This is a genomic window from Citrobacter sp. Cb041, assembly GCF_030336655.1.
GTDB lineage: Bacteria > Pseudomonadota > Gammaproteobacteria > Enterobacterales > Enterobacteriaceae > Citrobacter > Citrobacter braakii.
Map to the genome: position 1 here is coordinate 52,745 of NZ_JAOWDD010000039.1, position 21,249 is coordinate 73,993.

The 21,249-nt window shown below is 51.2% G+C and carries 20 protein-coding genes; 14 read left to right on the forward strand and 6 right to left on the reverse strand.

Features of this window, described 5'->3' with window-relative positions:
• Positions 1-46: 46 nt before the first annotated feature.
• Positions 47-628: a superoxide dismutase [Fe] gene (sodB, locus tag OGV52_RS13215; protein ID WP_016152988.1), complete on the forward strand. Its 582-nt coding sequence runs from the start codon at positions 47-49 to the stop codon at positions 626-628.
• Between the two features lie 40 nt (positions 629-668).
• Here the strand turns inward: sodB and OGV52_RS13220 are convergent, their stop codons facing one another.
• Together OGV52_RS13220 and cydH are read right to left on the reverse strand one after the other, a co-directional pair.
• Complete coding sequence (locus OGV52_RS13220) at positions 669-1,838, reverse strand: MFS transporter (RefSeq protein ID WP_047500542.1); 1,170 nt, start codon at positions 1,836-1,838, stop codon at positions 669-671.
• Between the two features lie 176 nt (positions 1,839-2,014).
• Positions 2,015-2,104, reverse strand: a complete 90-nt coding sequence (cydH, locus tag OGV52_RS13225; RefSeq protein WP_003029209.1) for a cytochrome bd-I accessory subunit CydH — start codon at positions 2,102-2,104, stop codon at positions 2,015-2,017.
• Positions 2,105-2,401: 297 nt separating this feature from the next.
• Here cydH and purR point away from each other — a divergent pair, with 297 nt between their 5' ends.
• The gene (gene purR, locus OGV52_RS13230) at positions 2,402-3,427 is read left to right on the forward strand and encodes an HTH-type transcriptional repressor PurR (protein ID WP_003832757.1); all 1,026 of its coding nucleotides are present in this window, start codon (positions 2,402-2,404) and stop codon (positions 3,425-3,427) included.
• On the opposite strand, the gene punR is transcribed toward purR, so the two are convergent.
• On the reverse strand, positions 3,424-4,356 hold the full coding sequence (punR, locus tag OGV52_RS13235) for a DNA-binding transcriptional activator PunR (protein WP_019076726.1): 933 nt from the start codon (positions 4,354-4,356) through the stop codon (positions 3,424-3,426). The genes purR and punR overlap by 4 nt on opposite strands.
• A gap of 113 nt (positions 4,357-4,469) precedes the next feature.
• Between punR and punC the strand changes: the two genes are divergently transcribed.
• Positions 4,470-5,675, forward strand: coding sequence for a purine nucleoside transporter PunC (gene punC / locus OGV52_RS13240; protein WP_287108737.1), 1,206 nt, complete (start codon positions 4,470-4,472; stop codon positions 5,673-5,675).
• Between the two features lie 290 nt (positions 5,676-5,965).
• Positions 5,966-7,114, forward strand: coding sequence for a cyclopropane fatty acyl phospholipid synthase (gene cfa / locus OGV52_RS13245; protein WP_016152983.1), 1,149 nt, complete (start codon positions 5,966-5,968; stop codon positions 7,112-7,114).
• 41 nt (positions 7,115-7,155) lie between these two features.
• Here the strand turns inward: cfa and OGV52_RS13250 are convergent, their stop codons facing one another.
• The gene (locus OGV52_RS13250; RefSeq protein WP_047417658.1) at positions 7,156-7,803 is read right to left on the reverse strand and encodes a riboflavin synthase; all 648 of its coding nucleotides are present in this window, start codon (positions 7,801-7,803) and stop codon (positions 7,156-7,158) included.
• A 217-nt stretch (positions 7,804-8,020) separates the two neighbouring features.
• Between OGV52_RS13250 and mdtK the strand changes: the two genes are divergently transcribed.
• A complete protein-coding gene (mdtK, locus tag OGV52_RS13255; protein ID WP_016152981.1) occupies positions 8,021-9,394 on the forward strand; it encodes a multidrug efflux MATE transporter MdtK in 1,374 nt (457 codons plus the stop codon).
• A 38-nt stretch (positions 9,395-9,432) separates the two neighbouring features.
• Here mdtK and OGV52_RS13260 read toward each other — a convergent pair whose 3' ends face one another.
• Positions 9,433-10,131, reverse strand: a complete 699-nt coding sequence (locus OGV52_RS13260) for an RluA family pseudouridine synthase (protein WP_200051772.1) — start codon at positions 10,129-10,131, stop codon at positions 9,433-9,435.
• Positions 10,132-10,264: 133 nt separating this feature from the next.
• Between OGV52_RS13260 and OGV52_RS13265 the strand changes: the two genes are divergently transcribed.
• The 7 genes from OGV52_RS13265 to OGV52_RS13295 all read left to right on the forward strand — a co-directional run bounded on the left by OGV52_RS13265 (position 10,265) and on the right by OGV52_RS13295 (position 16,786).
• Positions 10,265-11,056, forward strand: a complete 792-nt coding sequence (locus tag OGV52_RS13265; protein WP_200051771.1) for a PhzF family phenazine biosynthesis protein — start codon at positions 10,265-10,267, stop codon at positions 11,054-11,056.
• 36 nt (positions 11,057-11,092) lie between these two features.
• Complete coding sequence (locus OGV52_RS13270) at positions 11,093-11,401, forward strand: monooxygenase (protein ID WP_287108621.1); 309 nt, start codon at positions 11,093-11,095, stop codon at positions 11,399-11,401.
• A 245-nt stretch (positions 11,402-11,646) separates the two neighbouring features.
• Positions 11,647-12,042, forward strand: coding sequence for a RidA family protein (locus OGV52_RS13275; RefSeq protein WP_019076721.1), 396 nt, complete (start codon positions 11,647-11,649; stop codon positions 12,040-12,042).
• A gap of 27 nt (positions 12,043-12,069) precedes the next feature.
• Complete coding sequence (locus OGV52_RS13280; RefSeq protein ID WP_200051770.1) at positions 12,070-13,038, forward strand: threo-3-hydroxy-L-aspartate ammonia-lyase; 969 nt, start codon at positions 12,070-12,072, stop codon at positions 13,036-13,038.
• Positions 13,039-13,162: 124 nt separating this feature from the next.
• Positions 13,163-13,804 carry a helix-turn-helix transcriptional regulator gene (locus OGV52_RS13285; protein WP_016152975.1) on the forward strand — a complete coding sequence of 214 codons (642 nt, stop codon included), beginning with the start codon at positions 13,163-13,165 and terminating at the stop codon, positions 13,802-13,804.
• 541 nt (positions 13,805-14,345) lie between these two features.
• Entirely contained in the window at positions 14,346-14,840 is a 495-nt protein-coding gene (locus OGV52_RS13290; RefSeq protein ID WP_016152974.1) for a putative pterin-binding protein, read from the forward strand.
• A 17-nt stretch (positions 14,841-14,857) separates the two neighbouring features.
• The gene (locus tag OGV52_RS13295) at positions 14,858-16,786 is read left to right on the forward strand and encodes a putative bifunctional diguanylate cyclase/phosphodiesterase (protein ID WP_047358443.1); all 1,929 of its coding nucleotides are present in this window, start codon (positions 14,858-14,860) and stop codon (positions 16,784-16,786) included.
• Between the two features lie 155 nt (positions 16,787-16,941).
• Here OGV52_RS13295 and OGV52_RS13300 read toward each other — a convergent pair whose 3' ends face one another.
• Complete coding sequence (locus OGV52_RS13300) at positions 16,942-17,901, reverse strand: YbgA family protein (RefSeq protein ID WP_016156416.1); 960 nt, start codon at positions 17,899-17,901, stop codon at positions 16,942-16,944.
• A 203-nt stretch (positions 17,902-18,104) separates the two neighbouring features.
• On the opposite strand from OGV52_RS13300, the gene OGV52_RS13305 reads away from it, so the two are divergent.
• Both OGV52_RS13305 and OGV52_RS13310 read left to right on the forward strand, forming a co-directional pair.
• Positions 18,105-19,214 carry an AI-2E family transporter gene (locus OGV52_RS13305; RefSeq protein ID WP_287108623.1) on the forward strand — a complete coding sequence of 370 codons (1,110 nt, stop codon included), beginning with the start codon at positions 18,105-18,107 and terminating at the stop codon, positions 19,212-19,214.
• 119 nt (positions 19,215-19,333) lie between these two features.
• The gene (locus OGV52_RS13310; protein WP_047500554.1) at positions 19,334-21,118 is read left to right on the forward strand and encodes a sensor domain-containing diguanylate cyclase; all 1,785 of its coding nucleotides are present in this window, start codon (positions 19,334-19,336) and stop codon (positions 21,116-21,118) included.
• Positions 21,119-21,249 lie beyond the last annotated feature (131 nt).

The following is a 21,249-nucleotide window of genomic DNA, read 5'->3' on the forward strand; positions in this document are numbered from 1 at the left end:
ATGAGGCTATTGTGTGTACTCAATATAAATAATAAGGAGAGAAGCAATGTCGTTTGAATTACCTGCATTACCGTATGCCAAAGATGCTCTGGCACCGCACATTTCTGCCGAAACGCTGGAATATCACTATGGCAAACACCATCAAACTTACGTGACTAATCTGAACAACCTGATTAAAGGCACGGCGTTTGAAGGCAAATCACTGGAAGAGATCGTACGTAGCTCTGAAGGCGGTGTATTCAATAACGCAGCACAGGTATGGAACCACACGTTCTACTGGAACTGCCTGGCACCGAACGCAGGTGGCGAACCTACCGGTAAACTGGCCGAAGCAATTGCCGCCTCCTTTGGCAGCTTTGCGGATTTCAAAGCGCAGTTCACCGATGCCGCTATTAAAAACTTCGGTTCTGGCTGGACCTGGCTGGTAAAAGGAACGGATGGCAAACTGGCTATCGTTTCCACCTCCAATGCAGGTACACCGCTGACCACCGACGCGACGCCGCTGATGACCGTTGACGTGTGGGAACACGCCTACTACATCGATTATCGCAATGCCCGTCCTGGCTACCTGGAAAACTTCTGGGCGCTGGTGAACTGGGAATTTGTTGCGAAGAACTTCGCAGCATAAAAAAGATGACGCAGAAGGAGAACCCTTCTGCGTTTTAGCATTAATTCGCGGTAGTGAAAGCCTCTTCAGGCTGTTTGCGCGCCGAGATAAAGACCAGCAGCAGCGCAAGCCCCGCCACAATTGCCCCCATCACCGGAACAAAGCTGTAGCCCAACCCACCGGAAATCACCGCCCCACCGGCTGCGGCACCCAGAGCATTCCCCAGATTAAACGCGCCAATGTTGACTGACGATGATAATCCAGGCGCTTCGCTGGCAACGCGCATCACGCGCATCTGCAACGGCGGAACGACCGCAAACGTCGCTGCCCCCCAGACCACCATACTAACTGCCGCACCCAGCTCATTACGCGCCAGGAAAGGAATGGTCAGCATAATAATCATCAGCAGCAGTAAAAAGCCTTTCAGCGTACCGTTAACGGAACGGTCAGCCAGTTTGCCACCAAGATAGTTACCGATTGAGAAGCCAACGCCAATCAGCACCAGCATACCGGTCACAAACGCCGGTGTGGCATGGGTGATCGTATGTAACACTGGTGAGATATAGGTATAAAGTGTGAACATCGCCCCGGCTCCCAGAACGGTCGTCAGCAGCGCCGACAGCACCTGCGGACGCATAAGTACCGCCAGTTCGCTACGGACATCCGGGCGCTCTCCCGCCCCACCTTTGGGTAATGAGAAGAACAGGCTGACCATGGCGATGACGCCCAGACCCGCCGTTGCCATAAACGACATACGCCAGCCGATGGTTTCACCAAGCCAGGTCGCCGCAGGAACGCCACCAATATTGGCAATGGTCAACCCCATAAACATGGTTGCCACGGCGCTGGCCTGCTTATGTTTGGGTACTACGCTTGCAGCGACAACGGAGCCAAGACCAAAAAATGCCCCATGGTTCAGACTGGTCAAAATACGCGATAACATCAGGGTGGTGTAATCCGGCGAGATAGCCGAAAGCACGTTGCCCAGCGTGAAAATCGCCATCAGGAATATCAACGCATTACGTCGCGCACGATGGGACAGCAGTAATGTCATCAGCGGAGCCCCCACCATCACCCCAACCGCATACGCGCTGATTAACATTCCGGCCGCGGGAATCGAGACATCCACACCTTTGGCAATGACGGGCAATAATCCCATTGGCGAAAATTCAGTGGTGCCAATGCCAAACGCGCCGATCGCCAGCGCCAGTAAAGGATAATTGAGTTTCATATTTCGACTCCGTAACGTCGAGCCGGGGCGCGACATAAAATAAGAGTCAAAAGCATGACATTGATCGCAAAATTAATAAAGTTAACAAAATTGCAAAAGACTTTTGCTTATTCGCAAACAATCGACGGGAAAGGCAAGCGGAAAGGATGAGGGAGAGCGAACTCCCTCGGGGGAAATCAATGCAGCGCTGCGGTCAGGCCACCCGCGACGATCAAACCCAGAACAATAATGGTAGTCACTAACGAAAATTTCAGATCGGTGCTCATCAAGTTTTCTCCTTTTTATTCCCACACAAAAAGTGATATTGCGCATTTTTACACACTTGAAAGCAAAAATCTCTCACGATTTATATTGATAACTGCTTTTAACTCTTCCCCTTTTCGTTAAGATCAGACAAAATTCCACGCTTACTTGATTAGCGTACCGGCCATTGACCCCTTCCTGACGTTCCGTGTCGTTTTCCCGGCGTGCCGCAACCCTTACGTTGCGCTAAGGGTGTGTTAAGGCAAACGTTTACCTGGAGTATTCTCAGGAGCTTAGGATATGGTCTGGAGTGAGATGTAATGGCAACAATTAAAGATGTAGCGAAGCGAGCAAACGTTTCCACTACAACCGTATCACACGTAATTAACAAGACGCGCTTTGTCGCGGAAGAAACGCGTAATGCTGTCTGGGCGGCGATCAAAGAGCTGCACTATTCTCCGAGCGCCGTGGCGCGCAGCCTGAAGGTGAATCACACCAAGTCTATTGGCTTGCTGGCCACCAGCAGCGAAGCGGCCTATTTCGCTGAAATTATCGAAGCCGTTGAGAAAAACTGTTTCCAGAAAGGCTATACCCTGATTCTGGGTAACGCATGGAACAGCCTCGAAAAACAGCAGGCTTATCTGTCGATGATGGCGCAAAAGCGCGTTGATGGTCTGCTGGTGATGTGTTCTGAGTATCCGGAGTCGCTGCTTTCGATGCTCGAAGAGTACCGCCATATTCCGATGGTCGTCATGGACTGGGGCGAAGCTAAAGCCGACTTTACCGATACGGTCATTGATAACGCCTTCGAAGGCGGTTACATGGCGGGTCGGTATCTGGTAGAACGCGGTCATCGTGAGATTGGCGTGATCCCAGGACCAATGGAGCGTAATACCGGAGCCGGGCGTCTGGCAGGCTTTATGAAAGCGATGGAAGAAGCGCTGATTAAAGTTCCTGAAAACTGGATTGTGCAGGGCGATTTTGAGCCTGAATCCGGCTATCGCGCCATGCAGCAAATTCTGTCACAGTCGCATCGTCCGACTGCCGTCTTCTGCGGTGGCGATATCATGGCGATGGGTGCGCTGTGCGCCGCTGACGAGATGGGACTGCGCGTACCGCAGGATGTTTCGCTCATCGGTTACGACAACGTGCGCAACGCCCGCTTCTTCACGCCGGCTCTGACGACCATTCACCAGCCTAAAGATTCACTGGGGGAAACGGCCTTCAACATGCTGTTAGACCGTATCGTGAATAAACGTGAAGAGTCGCAGTCTATCGAGGTTCATCCGCGCCTGGTAGAACGCCGCTCCGTTGCCGACGGCCCGTTCCGCGATTACCGTCGTTAAGACTGTTGTGCGGGAGCCTCATCGGGCTCCCGCAGCCATTCCTTATTCAGCGTTTCACTATCCCCTAAATAGTCCAGCAGCCAGCTCAATGCCGGCGACGTATCGTTCTGTTGCCATGTCAGGCAGCATGCGGCATCAGGAAATGGATTCTCCAGCTGTAGCGCGACCCATTTGCCGCTATCGATCCACGGTTTGGCAAAATGCGTCGGTACCATGCCCACGCACAAACCTGCAGATAAACAAGTAGCAGAAGATTCCCAGTCAGGCACCACAACGCGCTTTTGGTTATCCAGCAGCCAGGTAATACGCTTAGGAAGCGTACGCGACGTGTCTTCACGCACCAGCGACGGCCAGTTGCGCAACGTGTCGTCGCTTAGCGGTCCGGGCATTGACGCCAATGGATGATGGCTTGCCACCACGCAGCTCCAGCTCAGCATTCCCATGTCGCGGAAGGTATAGCGTCCCCCCACCGGAATCGCCTGCGTGGCGCCGATTGCCAGCTCAACGCGCCCATCGGACAGCGCATCCCAGACACCGTTAAACACCTCCTGGAAAACCAGCAGTTCGACATCATCAAAATGACGATAGAAATCCACGATCATCTGTCGGGTACGATCCGGGCGGACAATGTTATCTACCGCGATCGCCAACTGCCCGCGCCAGCCGTTGGCAATTTGCTGACATTGCTGGCGGGTGATCTGCATTTTTTTGATAACAGAGCGGCCTTCCTTGAGAAACCATGCACCGGCAGGCGTCAATTCCACGTCCCGATGGCGTCGCTCAAAAAGCGGCACCGCCAGCCACTCTTCCAGTTGACGCACGGTGTAGCTTACCGCCGAGGGTACGCGGTGCAACTCCTGCGCGGCCGAACTAAAGCTACCGTTACGCGCAACCGCATCCACAACTTCAAGTGAATATTCCGACCACATATTCTGCCTACAAAAAATTTGAAATCAGTAAGCAAATATTAGCGTTTCACAGCAAGAATTACACTCACTACACTCAGCGGCATTGTTCTACTGCTAAAAAAAGAGAAATGATGATGCAACCTGGGAAAGGATTTTTAGTCTGGCTGGCGGGTCTTAGCGTACTCGGCTTTCTGGCAACGGATATGTATCTGCCCGCCTTCGCCGCAATTCAGTCCGATCTGCAGACACCTGCATCTGCCGTCAGCGCCAGCCTTAGCTTATTCTTAGCGGGTTTTGCCGTCGCGCAACTTCTGTGGGGGCCGCTCTCTGACCACTATGGTCGCAAGCCAGTTTTGCTGCTGGGTTTATCCATCTTCGCGCTGGGCAGTTTGGGCATGCTGTGGGTTGAAAATGCCACCGGTCTGCTGGTACTGCGCTTTGTTCAGGCCGTTGGCGTTTGTGCGGCATCGGTTATCTGGCAGGCGCTGGTCACCGATTATTATCCTTCACAAAAAGTAAACCGCATCTTTGCCACCATTATGCCATTGGTCGGGTTATCCCCGGCATTAGCGCCGTTATTAGGCAGTTGGATCCTGGTACATTTTTCCTGGCAGGCCATTTTCGCCACCCTGTTTGCCATTACTCTAATCCTGATGCTTCCGGCTCTGCGCTTAAAACCAACAGCTAAAGCACGCGACGACAGCCTGGATAAACTGACTTTCGCTACCCTGTTGCGCTCAAAAGTTTACCGCGGAAACGTGCTGATTTATGCCGCCTGCTCCGCGAGCTTCTTCGCGTGGCTGACGGGTTCCCCGTTCATCCTCAGCGAAATGGGCTACAGTCCGGCGGTGATTGGCCTGAGTTATGTTCCGCAAACCATCGCTTTCTTAATTGGTGGTTACGGCTGCCGCGCTGCGCTGCAAAAATGGCAGGGCCGTCAGTTGCTGCCCTGGTTACTCATTCTGTATGCCTTTAGCGTAGTGGCCACCTGGGCAACCGGCTTTATTCACCATGTTGCGCTGGCTGAAATCCTCATCCCATTCTGCGTTATGGCGATTGCCAATGGAGCAATCTACCCAATTGTTGTGGCTCAGGCGTTACGTCCTTTCCCACAAGCTACGGGACGCGCAGCGGCATTGCAGAACACACTGCAACTGGGTTTATGCTTCCTGGCAAGCCTTGTGGTTTCCTGGTTGATCGCCACCCCGCTGCTCACCACCACCAGCGTGATGCTGACAACGGTGCTGCTGGCGGCCGCGGGTTACAAAATGCAATCGCAGAAGACTAACGCCCCGCACACAGATGATCGGGCGCAAATTGCCCACGGTGAGTCTCACTAGTAATCACCTTTGATAATTGATTAGCCTGCTAATATTTATTGGTTGAATCGTCAAAAATTCAGGCCTATACTGATTTCCGGTTGTTAAAAAAACGATAATTGTTATGTGTTAACGGGGACAAGAACGTTCCCGTTTTCCCATGGATGGTCTTTTCGGCAAGGGTTCCTCCCTTCCTCTGTTCTACGTCGGATTATAGATTCGCGGATTAATTCCGTGAGAGTTCTCACAAAGCCCAAAAAAGCGTCTACGCTATTTTAAGGTTCTGATCACCGACCAGTGATGGAGAAGCTATGAGTTCATCGTGTATAGAAGACGTCAGCGTACCGGATGATGACTGGTACCGCATCACCAATGAATTATTGAGCCGTGCAGGTATTACCATTAATGGTCCGGCACCGGCAGATATTCGCGTAACGAACCCCGATTTTTTCAAACGCGTATTGCAGGAAGGATCGTTAGGGTTGGGTGAAAGTTATATGGATGGCTGGTGGGAATGCGACCGGCTGGACATGTTTTTTTGTAAAGTCCTGCGCGCCGGTCTTGAAAATCAACTCCCCCGCCACTTTAAAGACACGCTACGTATCGCCACGGCTCGCCTGTTCAATTTACAGACCAAAAAACGTGCGTGGGTCGTCGGCAAAGAACACTACGATTTGGGCAACGATCTCTTTACCCGCATGCTGGACCCTTATATGCAGTATTCCTGCGCCTACTGGAAAGATGCCGATACCCTGGAATCTGCCCAACAGGCGAAGCTAAAAATGATTGCCGAAAAACTGCAGTTGAAGCCAGGCATGCGGGTGCTCGATATTGGCTGCGGCTGGGGCGGCTTATCCCAGTTTATGGCGTCACAATATGGCGTTAGCGTGGTGGGCGTGACCGTTTCGGCAGAACAGCAGAAAATGGCGCAGGCGCGTTGTGCGGGGCTGGATGTCACAATTTTGCTGCAGGATTATCGCGACCTGAACGACAAATTTGATCGCATTGTCTCCGTCGGCATGTTTGAGCATGTGGGGCCGAAGAACTACGCGACTTATTTTGAGGTGGTTGATCGTAATTTAAAACCCGACGGCCTCTTTTTGCTGCATAGCATCGGCTCTAAAAAGACCGACAATAACGTTGATCCGTGGATCAATAAATATATCTTCCCGAACGGCTGTTTACCGTCAGTTCGCCAGATTGCCAACGCCAGCGAGCCGCATTTTGTGATGGAAGACTGGCATAATTTTGGCGCGGATTACGATACAACGTTGATGGCCTGGCACGAGCGTTTCATGAGATCCTGGCCTGAAATCGCCGATAACTATACCGAACGCTTTAAACGGATGTTCAGCTATTACCTGAACGCCTGCGCCGGTGCGTTTCGTGCTCGCGACATCCAGCTGTGGCAGGTGGTATTTTCCCGCGGCGTTGAACACGGCCTGCGCGTTCCCCGCTAATCGTTATTACCCCCGTGCCAACGGGGGTTTTACACTCTGACTTAGGCTCCCGCCTCACCCGTTACGTTACTGATGGCGTTTTCACGCGCCGCCAGTACGCGCTCAACGGTATCAACCACCGCCTGGGTTTGAGGATCGATTTCGATATTGACCCGCGCGCCTAACTTTTTCTTACCCAGCGTCGTACGTTCCAGCGTTTCCGGGATCAAATGCACACAGAAACGCGTCGGTGTCACCTCGCCGACCGTCAGACTGATGCCATCAATTCCGATAAATCCTTTGTACAAGATGTATTTCATCAGCGACGGGTCCTGAACTTTAAACCACACCTGGCGGTTGTTCTCCGAGGTCAGAATTTTCGACACTTCGGCGGTCGTCATAATATGGCCCGACATTAAATGTCCGCCAATTTCATCACTGAATTTTGCCGCACGCTCAACGTTGACCAAATCCCCAACCTTCAGGTCACCCAGATTGGTGATACGCAGCGTTTCTTTCATCAGATCAAAGCTTATCTGGTTACCGTTGATTTCGGTTACCGTCAGGCAGCACCCATTGTGGGCAACCGATGCGCCGGTCTCCAGCGCATCCAACATATATTCAGGTAACTCCACAACATGCGTACGAAAATTTGGTTTTTCATCAATGGACACCAATTTCGCGGTGCCCTGCACAATACCCGTAAACATACTTCTAACTCCTGAACTGAATTAAGACATCTCTGCACAGCACAATAGCAGGTGGAAATTCAGGTTGCCAGCAATGCGCCGCTACTGCCTGTTTTTTCACTGGAGAATTACGTATTCCTCGCTACAATAGACTGAAATTTCCCCTGCTTTTTCTCCTTGCTGCCATATAAGGCGGCTTTTTTAGTCTCTCAAATAACAACAATATAGTGGTGTACACGTGCAAAAGTATGTAAGTGAAGCGCGTCAGTTATTAGCTCTGGCAATTCCGGTGATTCTTGCGCAAATCGCTCAAACCGCAATGGGATTCGTTGATACCGTCATGGCGGGCGGATACAGCGCCACGGACATGGCGGCCGTCGCCATTGGCACATCTATCTGGCTGCCGGCCATTTTGTTTGGTCACGGACTGCTGCTGGCCTTGACGCCAGTGATTGCGCAACTCAATGGTTCCGGGCGCCGCGATCGTATAGCCCATCAAATACGCCAGGGTTTCTGGCTGGCGGGCAGCGTCTCTATTCTGATTATGATCGTGCTCTGGAACGCGGGATACATTATTCGCTCCATGCATAACATCGACCCGGCGCTGGCGGATAAAGCCGTCGGCTACCTGCGCGCGCTGCTGTGGGGCGCGCCGGGGTATTTGTTCTTCCAGGTAGCCCGTAACCAGTGTGAAGGTCTGGCCAAAACCAAACCGGCGATGGTGATGGGATTTCTCGGCCTGCTGGTGAACATTCCTGTTAACTATGTTTTCATTTATGGGCATTTTGGCATGCCGGAACTTGGCGGCGTGGGCTGCGGCGTGGCAACGGCGGCGGTTTACTGGGTGATGTTTATCGCCATGCTGTCATACGTTAAACGCGCACGCTCGATGCGTGATATCCGTAATGAGCGTGGTTTCCAGAAACCGGACACCGCCGTAATGAAGCGCCTGGTACAGCTGGGTTTACCTATCGCGCTGGCGTTATTTTTCGAAGTGACGCTGTTTGCTGTGGTGGCGCTGCTGGTTTCCCCGCTGGGGATTGTCGACGTGGCCGGACACCAGATCGCGCTCAACTTCAGCTCGTTAATGTTCGTCCTGCCGATGTCTCTGGCTGCAGCCGTCACCATTCGAGTCGGTTATCGTCTGGGCCAGGGTTCCACGCTGGATGCGCAAACCGCAGCCAGAACAGGTCTGGGCGTCGGCGTCTGCATGGCGGTTGTGACGGCGATTTTCACCGTAACATTCCGTGAGCACATTGCCCTGCTCTACAACAATAACCCGGAAGTTGTCGCTCTGGCAGCGCAGCTCATGTTACTGGCCGCGGTGTATCAAATATCGGACTCTATCCAGGTTATTGGCAGCGGTATCCTACGTGGTTATAAAGACACGCGTTCCATTTTCTTTATTACCTTTACGGCATACTGGGTACTGGGTCTGCCGAGCGGTTATATTCTGGCGCTCACCGATCTGGTGGTTGACCGGATGGGACCGGCAGGATTCTGGATGGGCTTTATTATCGGCCTGACCTCTGCGGCAGTGTTGATGATGTTGCGGATGCGTTTTCTTCAGCGCCAGCCGTCAGCGGTTATTTTACAACGCGCTGCACGATAATCCCCAAATAGCCGCCATCTGGCGGCTTTTTTATATTCTCAAAACGGGCTGGCGTTTTGGGTCGTCATCCATTCCTGACTGACCGGATGCCTGAAATGCAGTTCACTGGCATGCAGCATCAGTCTCGACGTCCGTTCGGTGCCTGGCAGCAGACGCCCACCATATAAATCGCACCCCAAAATGGGATGCCCCAACTGCTGACAGTGGATCCGCAACTGGTGGGTACGCCCGGTTTCAGGCGTCAGCCGTACCCGCGTCAAAGCGAGTAACGTCCCATCTTGCTGGCGATGATGAAAACGCTCAATAACCTGATAGCGCGAGCGCGCGGGTTTACCGTTAATGGCGCAAATCGACATCAGTGGAAACAGCGCCGGGTCTTTGGCAATCGCTGCGTCTATAACGCCTTCATCGTTTTTCAGATGCCCGCACAACAACGCACTATACACCTTGCTTACCGCGCGCTGACTGAACTGCTGGCAAAGCGCGGCGTTGATAGCCTTGTTACGGGCAATCACCATCAGCCCTGACGTCCCAAAATCAAGCCGATGTACCAGCGTACAGCCGGGGTAAATCTGTACCAGCCGGTGATGTACCGAATCGAGATTCTGCGGATTTTTCCCCGACAAACTAAGCAGGCCGGTGGGTTTATTGATAAGCACCAGATGCTCGTCCTGATAGAGGATCGCTATCTCCTCATGACAAGGCGGGGCAATAAAGGTATCGAGGATCGTAGACATGAGCGGCCAGGATGAAGTGTGGAAACGGATGATAGCGAATTTTTACCACACTAGCGAATCAGGGCGCTTAACCAATGACAATCATTGCATGATAGAGTGTGGGATATCCTGAGTGCGATGAGAGGGTTACACCGTGCAACAAATCGATTTCTACATGGTAGATGCCTTTACCACTACGACGTTTGGCGGTAATGCCGCAGCAGTATGCCCGCTCGATGACTGGTTGCCGGATGAAATATTATTAAAAATGTCGCAGCAGCATAACCAGTCGGAAACCGCTTTTTTTGTCGCTAGTGAGAATGGCTTCGAGCTGCGTTGGTTTACCACGCAAGGCGAAATTAACCTGTGTGGGCATGCCACGCTTGCCGCCGCACATGTCATCTTTGAACATCTGGATTACCCGGAAGCGACCATCCATTTTGCCACCCGTTTTGTGGGTCCACTGACGGTCACGCGCAACGGTGATTGGCTGACGCTTGATTTTCCTGCCTGGCAAAGCGAACCTGCCGAACCGCCCGCCTTACTGCTGGAAACATTGGGCATCACCGAATATAAAGAAGTGCGCGTCGCGCGCGATTACATGGTCGTGATGGAGAATCAACAGCAGGTTGAGGCTGTGCGCCCGAATATCCACGCCATGATTCCCCTCGGGAAAATGGTATGTATCACCGCGCCGGGTGACGGGGAATACGATTTCGTCAGCCGTTTCTTCTGCCCGGGTGAAGCAGTCGCAGAAGACCCGGTTACCGGTTCGACGCATAGCATGCTGATTCCTTACTGGGCTGCAAAACTGAATAAACCGCAGATGCTGGCGCGCCAGGTCTCTGAACGCGGCGGCGATTTACGCTGCCAACTGACAGGAACGCGTGTTTATATCGGTGGACAAGCAGTAACTTATCTGACGGGTAAAGTGCTGTTACGCTAGCAGCCTTACCCGAATTAACCAATCCATGGAGGATTTATGGCGAACAAACTCGTGCAGATACACTTTGATTTTCCTGGTCCGTTTGGCGCTGAGATGTCACATCCGCTTGTTGAACTGGCCGAATCCATCAACCAGGAGCCGGGTTTCATCTGGAAAATCTGGACCGAGAACGCAGCAAACCACGAAGCGGGTGGCATCTACCTGTTTCAGGATGAAAACAGCGCTCTGGCCTATATCAAAAAACACACGGCTCGCCTGAAGCACCTGGGTGTGGAAGACGTGACGTGCAAAATCTTCGATATCAATGAACCGTTAAGTAAGATTAACCACGGCCATATCGGCTAATTTTTGGCTTTAACGCCCCGCTCCGGGGCGCTTCTTCACTCCCCTGCTTTACCCTCATCAAAAGCGTTCCCCCTCTTTCACCGCGCCAGGATAGCTATATAACGTGGGTCACGTTTGCCATAGTTCACAAAATCATCACCTTTGAAAACTATCACTAGCCGAACGCGGTATGAAAGCGTATAAAATAATACAAACAGTATTATTTTATACAAAATGAATTATCACTAACTACAGGAGATTCTCTTATGTCCGTGGACATTACATTGAACTCATCTGCAGGAGGTTTTCCGCCTGCAGGTCATTACTCACACAGTACAACGGCTGGCGGATTCGTCTTCATTTCTGGTCAGTTGCCGGTCACGAGTGATGGCGAAAAAAAAACCGAGGCCTCTTTTGAAGAGCAGACGCGGCTGGTACTGCAGAATATTGATGCCTGCCTGGCTGGCGCAGGGGTTTCTCGACAGCACCTGGTGTCAGTACGCGTCTATGTGACAGATATCAACCAATGGCCAACGTTTAACAAAATCTATGGGGAGTGGATCGGTGATTTCCGGCCCTCCCGCGCGGTAGCGGGCGTTGCAGAGCTTCATTATGGTTTCGCGCTGGAAGTTGAAGCTATTGCCCTGGCCCCACAAGCATGACGTTTAACGACATACAGGTGAACAACAATGACTGAAATGACACTGCCTGATTATAACGATGTTGCCGCCGCGGCAGAGCGCATCGCCGACTATGCCAACAAAACGCCGGTGATGACCTCCCGAACGGTTAATGACGAATTTGGTGCTGAAGTTTTCTTCAAGTGCGAAAACTTCCAGAGAATGGGCGCGTTTAAATTTCGCGGAGCCATGAATGCGTTACGCCAGTTCACGCCAGAACAACGCGCTACGGGCGTCGTCACCTTTTCGTCCGGCAACCATGCGCAGGCCATTGCCCTGTCGGCAAAATTGTTGGGGATCCCGGCGACGATTATCATGCCGCATGATGCCCCGGCGGCTAAAGTTGCAGCCACAAAAGGCTATGGTGGAAATGTGGTGATTTACGATCGCTATACCGAAGATCGTGAAAAAATCGGACGGGAGCTGGCAGAGAAACAAGGATTGACGCTGATCCCGCCATACGACCATCCGCACGTGATTGCGGGCCAGGGCACCGCCACAAAAGAGCTGATTGAAGAAGTGGGTCAGCTAGACGTTCTTTTCGTGTGTCTGGGCGGCGGCGGCCTGCTTTCGGGCTCCGCACTGGCAGCCAGGCATCTGTCACCTGACTGCATCATCTATGGTGTCGAGCCGGAGGCAGGAAACGATGGTCAACAGTCGTTTCGCAGCGGAAAGATTGTTCATATCGATACGCCGAAAACCATTGCTGACGGTGCTCAGACCCAACATCTCGGGAATATTACGTTTCCGATTATCCAGCAAAATGTGCACGATATTCTGACTGTCTCAGACGATGAATTAGTCGCCTCGATGAAATTTATCGCTGAGCGAATGAAAATTGTCGTGGAGCCGACTGGCTGTCTGGGTTTTGCCGCCGCCAGAGCGCACAAAGCTGAACTTCGCGGCAAGAAAATCGGCATTATCATCAGCGGTGGGAACGTGGATATCAGCCGCTACAGTGAATTCCTTGCCGGGTAATCAAGAAGGTATCTGCCATGCGGATACCTTATTACCGTCTGAACACTCGCGTCTGGAAAAGCGAACCCTGCTCACTGTAAACTGCCCGCAATCATGGCAACAGGCATCACCGCAGGAGACTGGCATGCCAAAAACCGATAACAACTCACTTCTCAGCCAAATTGACACTATCGCCAGGGGCTTGAGCGAGACCTTCTCGCCGTTTTGCGAAGTGGTGGTTCATGATCTCAAAAATCCTGAACATGCCATTTTATCCATCCATAATAACCTGTCCGGGCGAGAACCCGGCCAACCGGCAACAGAACTGGGTCTGGCGCGAATCGCATCGCCTGAATTCCCCAGCATTATAGCCAACTACAGCAACCAGTTTGCCGATGGCCGCCCGGTGAAAAGTACCTCCATCGGCATCAAGGATGATGAAGGCAAATACGTAGCAGCACTCTGTCTGAACGTGGATATGACGCTGTTTCGTGGCATGCAGAGTGCCCTTGCGCGTTTTACTGAAACCGCGGACTCTCCCATTAAGGAACATATCGATCCCGGCAGTAATGAAGTCATCCGCCAGCGTATCGATGACTTTGCCGCTAAATGCGCAACGACGGCCCGCGCCCTGAAACCTGAAGACCGTAAACGACTGATTCAACAATTACGCAAAGACGGTTTGCTGAACGTACGAAAATCTATGGACACTGTGGCGCAACATCTGGGCGTCTCCAGAGCGACCGCGTATCTGTATGCCCGCCAGTCGGCTCAGGCTGGCGAATAAACCCGGTTATGCGGCGCTCAGCAAGGTATATCCGCCTGGCTCAGGCAGCAAGCCAGCGCGGCATATTCCCCCAATCGCGGTGCATCCAGCCATTGATAAATTCATTAAGTTGCTGACGATCCTGTAGGTGATTTTGCATATTTTGAATTCCTGATAATTGACTATTTTTGAACGTCTGCTACGCCTGTGTAATCTAATCCCGGGAATAGGCAAAAGTTTGATTTATTCAACAAGGTTACCCGCCGATAAAACAACGATTCCCTGTCGCTGCACAAAAAAATAAACCTTTATGATCGTGTGATTTTTTAACAACCACAGAGTGAGTGTTTTTTGTACAGACACAACAAAAATCACCGTCCGTTAATAACAGACTTCGCCTGATTTAATAAATATTCATAACCATTAAGCATGACAACCCATTGATTTAAATGAATTAAAATACAAATGGCTTCACATCACCAATAATAGACAGGCGGAATATATAAATAGCGTGATATCTAAATTATAATTCTTTTACATCCGGCTGATTGGTGAGGTTAGAATGCGGTTAATAGTCATGTTGGTAAGCGTTGTGCTCTCCACCCAGCTTTGGGCGGGTGAACTTTCCAGGCCCACCGGTAAAGTTCTTTTAACGTTATCCGGTAATATTGAAAATACAAATGAAGACGGGAAAGCGGTTTTTGATACCGCCAGCCTTGAGAAGCTGGGCATGGTAAGTTTTCAGACCACCTCCCCCTGGTATAATGGACGTACGACCTTTACGGGTATTCCACTACAAAAACTCATGGATTATGTTGGAGCGAGCGGCTCCGTTGTAAAGGTTACTGCGCTTAATGACTACACCACCGTTATCCCTCTCAGTGATTTCAAAAAATACAATGCCATCCTTGCTTTAAAAATCAACGGAAAATATATGCGCATCCGTGATAAGGGCCCATTATTCATTGTGTACCCCTATGACAGCATGCCGGAACTAAATAATCAGATTTATTATTCAAGGTCTGCATGGCAGGTCAGTAGTATGGATATTGAGTAAGCGTTCAGAGGAACATCATGAACAGAATACTGGCTGGCATCATCTTTTTTCTTTTTATATCGACCGGATATATCTCTTTCCTCGTGCATGAAAGGCAACAAGAGCTACAGAAACTGACTCACTACACCGATTCCTGGTCTGCCGCTCAGTTGGTATCTCAATATTACCGATTTGAATCGTTGCTTGGTCTTTACACTATCGATGATACGATGAATCTTGATGATGTACGCATGCGTCTCGACATTATGCTCAGCCAGAGTGATTTGATAAAAGAAGGTGATTTGGGGCGCTACATAGAAAGCAATATAGCCCACCGTGAGTTAGCGGTAACACTTGAAAATACCCTTAGTTATCTGGATGATAATCTCGAGAAAATGAACCGTCCAGCACTCCAGGCGTATCTGAAAAAGATGCATACCCTGGATGCACAACTTGGCCGTCTTTCATCCGGCGCATTAAACAAAGATGTAAACTCGATTAATAACGCCAACCAAAAAATTCAAACGCTGTACTATATTTACTCAACGACATCTGTACTGCTAATAATACTGAGTGCGATTCTGGGCGTGCTCATTTTTTATCAAAACAGAAATATTCTGCGAGCGCACCTTCAGGTCAAGAGTCTTGCCGAAGAACTGCAAAAATCGAAGGAAAAGCTACAAATTCAGAATGCCAAACTGGAATATGACGTCTACCATGACTCGCTCACCGAGATGAATAACCGCCAGCTATTCTGGAGCGATTTAAATAAAACAATCGAAATGGCAGAGAAAAATAACGATGCTGTGACTGTGATGTTGTTTGATTTAGATCGATTCAAAGAGGTCAATGATACGTATGGTCATGATGCCGGTGATATGTTACTGCGCCAGATATCCGATCGTCTGATTTCGACAAGCCTAACGTCGGATACGCTGTATCGCTTAGGCGGGGATGAGTTTGCGTTTCTCTCAAGTGGTCTGACAGAAAGTCGGGCCGTTTCGCGAGCCCAGAAAATATGTGAGTTTATCAGCCAGCCCTACACCATTTACAACACAATTATCAACATAACCACCTGTGTTGGCATTGTTATCTCAGAAAATGAGCGTCGCTCCGACTATCTTTATAAATTTGCCGATCTGGCCCTTTATGAAGCCAAAAATGAAGGCTCTGGCAAAATAAAAGTCTTCCGGCAACGAATGTTAGAAAAATTGCAGGAAAGCAGAACGCTTGAGCATGATATGGCATTAGCAATAGTCAACAAAGAGTTCGTGGTGTATTACCAGCCTATTGTCGATTCTTTCAGTCAGAAAATATACAGCTATGAGGCGCTAATTCGTTGGGTCCATCCTCTCAAGGGCCTCCTGTCGCCGGATAGCTTTATTCCTGTTGCTGAAAAAACAGGGATGATTAATGAGATGGGGAAAGCGGTGCTGGAAATTGCCTGCAGGGAAGCCGCGGGTTGGGCGGTTCCGGCTAAAATTTCAGTCAATGTCTCCCCTGTCCAGCTAAGCAGCAAGGCCTTTGCAGGAATCGTGTTAACCATTCTGAAAGAAACTGGACTTCCACCTGACCGCCTCGAACTGGAAGTGACTGAATCCTCTCTCTTTACCGAGAGTGCTACACCGATAAATACGCTTAATAAGCTCCGGGCCCTGGGGGTAAAAATCTCCATCGATGATTTTGGTACCGGATACTCTTCTCTTTCGCGCCTCAGCAGACTTGCCTTCGATAAAATCAAAATAGACAAGTCCTTTGTGCATTCGATATCTACGCAGGAAGACGCCCTGACTATCATCAAACTGATCACGGGTATGGCGAAATCTCTCAATATGAAGGCTGTTGCAGAAGGTGTTGAAACGCAGGAGCAACTGGCAAGACTTCAGGCTCTGGGCTGCGATTTCGCGCAAGGATATCTGTTTGGCAAACCTCAGCCTTGTATCGATGAAGAAATCAGAAACGGTTAAATCGCGGCCGGCACATTTGCCCGTGGGTGCAGGGCCGCATTTTTATCATCGATTACACACCGTGAAAATTATCCCTGCTTAAACGCATCAGAAAACGGCAGGGATAACCTTCGCGAACAACGGATATTTCTGCCCCAGATTTACTCGCTATCAGGCTAATTAATCATTAACCGTAGGGCTAAATCCTTCGGATAAGGATCAAAATAGTTCTGGGTAAGCAAATAGCTGTCTGGGTATTCAGCAAGGTAGTGCTTGAGCAGAGTCAGTGGCGCCAATATTGGCAGCAGTCCGCCGCTATAGTTGAGGATAACGTCACGCAACTCTCCGCGCTGGCGGGTGTTCAACCGATCGCGGAAGTAGCCCTGAATATGCATCAGTACGTTGGTGTGATTTTTCCGTGAGGCGGGCTTTTTGAGGATCGCCATTAGCTTTTCGCGATATACCACGAAAAAAGCATCCAAATCATCCCACTGATGGAGCGAGGCCACGAAAGGGCCAATATCCCGGTAACCCGCCTGGTGATGAGCCAAAAGCTGGAGCTTATAGCGACTGTGGAAGTTGAGTAAACCGTGGCGCGTAAGACCAGAGGCTCGCAGCATATTAAGCTCATGTAACGCAAACACTCGCTCGACAAAGTTCTCCCTCAGCACCGGATCGTGCAAGCGGCCATCTTCTTCGACCGGCAACCACGGGTAGGTTTCCATTAAGGTGCCGGTAAACAGACCGGTTCCCTCTTTTCGCCCGCGATTTCCCTTTTCGTCATACAGCCTCACTCTCTCCATTCCGCAGCTCGGTGATTTAGCACAGACGATAAAACCCGACAGACCGCCAAGCCCATTGATATATGAAGCGGTGAAATCGGACATTTTATCGGTTACATCCTCACCAGGCGCATGGCTAAAACACATGCGGATATTTCCCTGGGCGGTTTGAACCAAACGCAACGCGGGGCGTGGTACAGGCAAACCGATGGACATCTCCGGGCAGACAGGTTTAAAAGTCACCCACTGAGCCAGCTCGTCCATCACAAATCCCATCCGTTTATGCCCGCCGTCAAATCGCACGGCTGAGCCGGTTAAACATCCACTAATCCCGATGACAGGTTGAGTGTTCATAACGCCCCCTCTTTTTTTGACGCCCTTTTTCGGGAAGAAAAGTATGACTGTTTCACTAATAAATCATAGCGTACGTTATTTATCTGTCGCAGGCTCCCTACGAAAAACAGGTTAACCAATTTAAGTAAATATGCGCAGCGAAAGTTGGTAATTCCCCTGAACGGTTCTATAGTCGGGACTGCTTCTCATTACAGGGTTCACTAATGCGATTTAACGGACTGACTAAAGGTTTCTTCATTTTCATACTTGCCCTTGTGACCTGGGCGTTCTTCGATGTGTTGTCTCCCTATTTCTCTGCCATTTTGTGGGCCGCAATCTTAACCACCATCTTTAACCCGGTGAAAAACAGACTGCGCAGCGCGCTTGGCGAACGTAACGGGCTGGCGTCACTGCTCACCATCGGCATCATCTGTCTGATTGTTTTTATCCCACTGATGGTGATCTTCTCCTCGTTGGCTATTGAGCTGAACGTGGTGTATGCCAAATTACAACAAAACGACACTCAGTTCCCGGAAGTGGTCACCGCCATTATTTCGTATCTTCCTGACTGGGCCAGAGGATTCCTCGCAGAACATAATCTGGATAACGTCGCGCAGATCCAGAAAAAACTGTCCGACGTTGTACTGCAGGGTGGACAGTACCTCGCCGGCAGCGCGTTCCTGATTGGTAAGGGGACATTCGGCTTTGCTATTAGCTTTGGCATCATGCTGTATCTGCTGTTTTTCTTACTGAAGGACGGGCCGTACCTGGTGCGCCAGATTCTGGACTCATTACCGCTTTCTGATTTTGCCAAACAGCACCTGTTTGCCAAATTCGTCGGCGTGACGCGGGCAACGGTCAAGGGCACAGCGGTCCTGGCGTTGGTTCAGGGTATTCTTGGCGGCATCGCGTTTGCAATTGTCGACATCGACGGCAGCGTTCTGTGGGGCGCGCTGATGGCGTTTCTCTCCCTCGTGCCCGCGGTCGGCTCAGCGATCGTCTGGGTACCTGCGGCAATATTCCTCTTCGCCACGCACCAGCTGTGGCAAGGGCTGTTTATTGTTGGCTTCTTCGTGATTATCGTCGGGCTGGTGGACAATATCCTGCGCCCGCTGCTGGTGGGTAAAGACACCAAAATGCCGGATTATCTGATTCTGATTTCCACTCTCGGCGGAATGGAGATCTACGGCATTAACGGCTTTGTGATTGGCCCCCTGATTGCCGCACTGTTCATTACCTGCTGGAACCTGTTTTCCGGGCGCGATCATGAAGGTAACGTGGAAGGAATCGACGAAGCCTTTATGGAAGAAGGAAAAAATCCTCCAGATTTATGATGGCAGGACGATAACAGAAGGCGGTCCTGAGACCGCCTTTTTTATTTTCACGCAAAATCATACGTTTCCTATAATTTCAATCATGCTTATTCATTAATCGTCGCAGAAGGAACTAATCAGTGCGAATTGCCACAATCACCAACTGGGCCTACAGCGCGACGGTGTGTCTGACCATTGCCTCCGGCGTTGTCATGTTGATGGCCTCCAGCGCCGATAACACCGAACGCCAGGTGGTGGAGCAGCGTTATCAATTCGATCAACTGACCGAAGAAGTCGAGCTCGATGCCTGGTCGCTGTCCAGTCTGGCACGCGAATATGTTATTGCAAAAGACCCTGAAGCGCTTAACGCCTACCGCCAGAAAGAAGCGTCGCTGAAAGCCGTTGAACAGCGGCTGTCGAAACTAAAAGACATTGGGGCGACGGATGAAGAGCTGGCGCTATTGCATGAAGGGCTGCAGATTGTTGATACCCTGCAGGATGAGCAAGCTGCGGCGCTTGCCAGCGTCGCGCGCGGAGAAGAGTCGCAGGCCATCGCCCTGCTGTATGGCAAATCCTATGAACAGGAACTGGAGCGAGCCCAGGACCGGATAGATCATTTCCGTCAGTTACTCGACAGCCGCGTACGCAACACCATTGAAGATGCCACTCAGACATCGCGCACGCTACGTACGGCTTCGGAAGTGATGGTCGGGCTGACGGCGCTGCTATTTTTGTTCGTTCTCGGCTTTATTTTAAAACGCCGCGTACTGCGTCCCGTGGTGCGTTTGAGCGATGTGGTTAACCGTCTGGCATCGCAGGATTACGCCGTTGAGACACCCAGCTTTAATCAGATCGATGAAATCGGCGATATGGCACAGGCGATCCGCATTTTTCGCGAGAACGGTCTGGCACGTCAGCGACTGGAGAAAGAACGAGACGCCGACTGGGCAATCCGCGAGCTGCTCGCACGTATGACTCAACGTTTGCAAGGCTGCGAGAATTTTGCCGATGTCATTAATGTGGCAGAGCTGTTTGCGCCGAATGTTGCTCCCGGTATTGCCGGGCGGCTTTACATACTGGATCGAGAGCCCTGGCAAATGCGCTGCGTTGCGCAATGGCTTTCACCGCAGGGCAAAGCGGATGCTTTCCACCCGGACGAGTGCTGGGCAGTGCGCCGCGGTCAGAGTCATCCACCGGTGCAAGGCGAACCCGATATCGCCTGCTACCATCTACCGGAATCATGCCAGCAGCATACCCTGTGCGTGCCACTGATTGCCCAGGGTGAAGCCATCGGCCTGCTCTCATTCCAGAACCTCAGCAATGATTCCGCTCCCTCTCGCGCGTATCTTGAACTGATGGCGGAAGCACTCGGTCTGGCGTTAGCCAACCAGCGCCTGCGTGATGCGCTGCTGGAGAAAGCGCTCTACGACCCGCTAACCGGCCTGCGCAACCGTCATCATCTGGAAGATACGCTACGCACCCAGATGAGCCAGGCAGTGCGTAACAAAGAGCCTATCAGTTGCCTGATGATCGATATCGATCATTTCAAAAATATTAACGACCGCTTTGGCCATGAGGCGGGCGATAGCGTGATAAAAAGTATCGCCACCACTATTCAGCGCGTTGTCCATGACAGCGGCATGGCCTTCCGCTACGGCGGTGAAGAGTTTCTGGTGTTGCTGGCCAATACGGATGAGCAGGCCGCCAACCGCTTTGCGACAGATATTTATAATGGTGTACGCGAACTGTCGCTGCGCTTTGGACTTTCAGAGATTGGTCACGTTGATGTCTCTATTGGCGTTGCCAGCTATCCGCAGCACGCCCAGAGCGACAATCTTCTGCGCGCCGCAGACGTGGCGCTGTATCGCGCGAAAGAGTTAGGCCGTTCGCGCATCGTGAGCTTTGGCATGCTGGAAGCGAGCTAAGATACGTCAGTACGCCGCGCATTGCTTTACCTCTGCGCCAGGCGGTGATATGTTGACTGGATGAACACAAAATACGATATCACCGCGTTTAATCACAACCTGTGGTGGCTGCCTTCTTAAAGGCGGTCAGA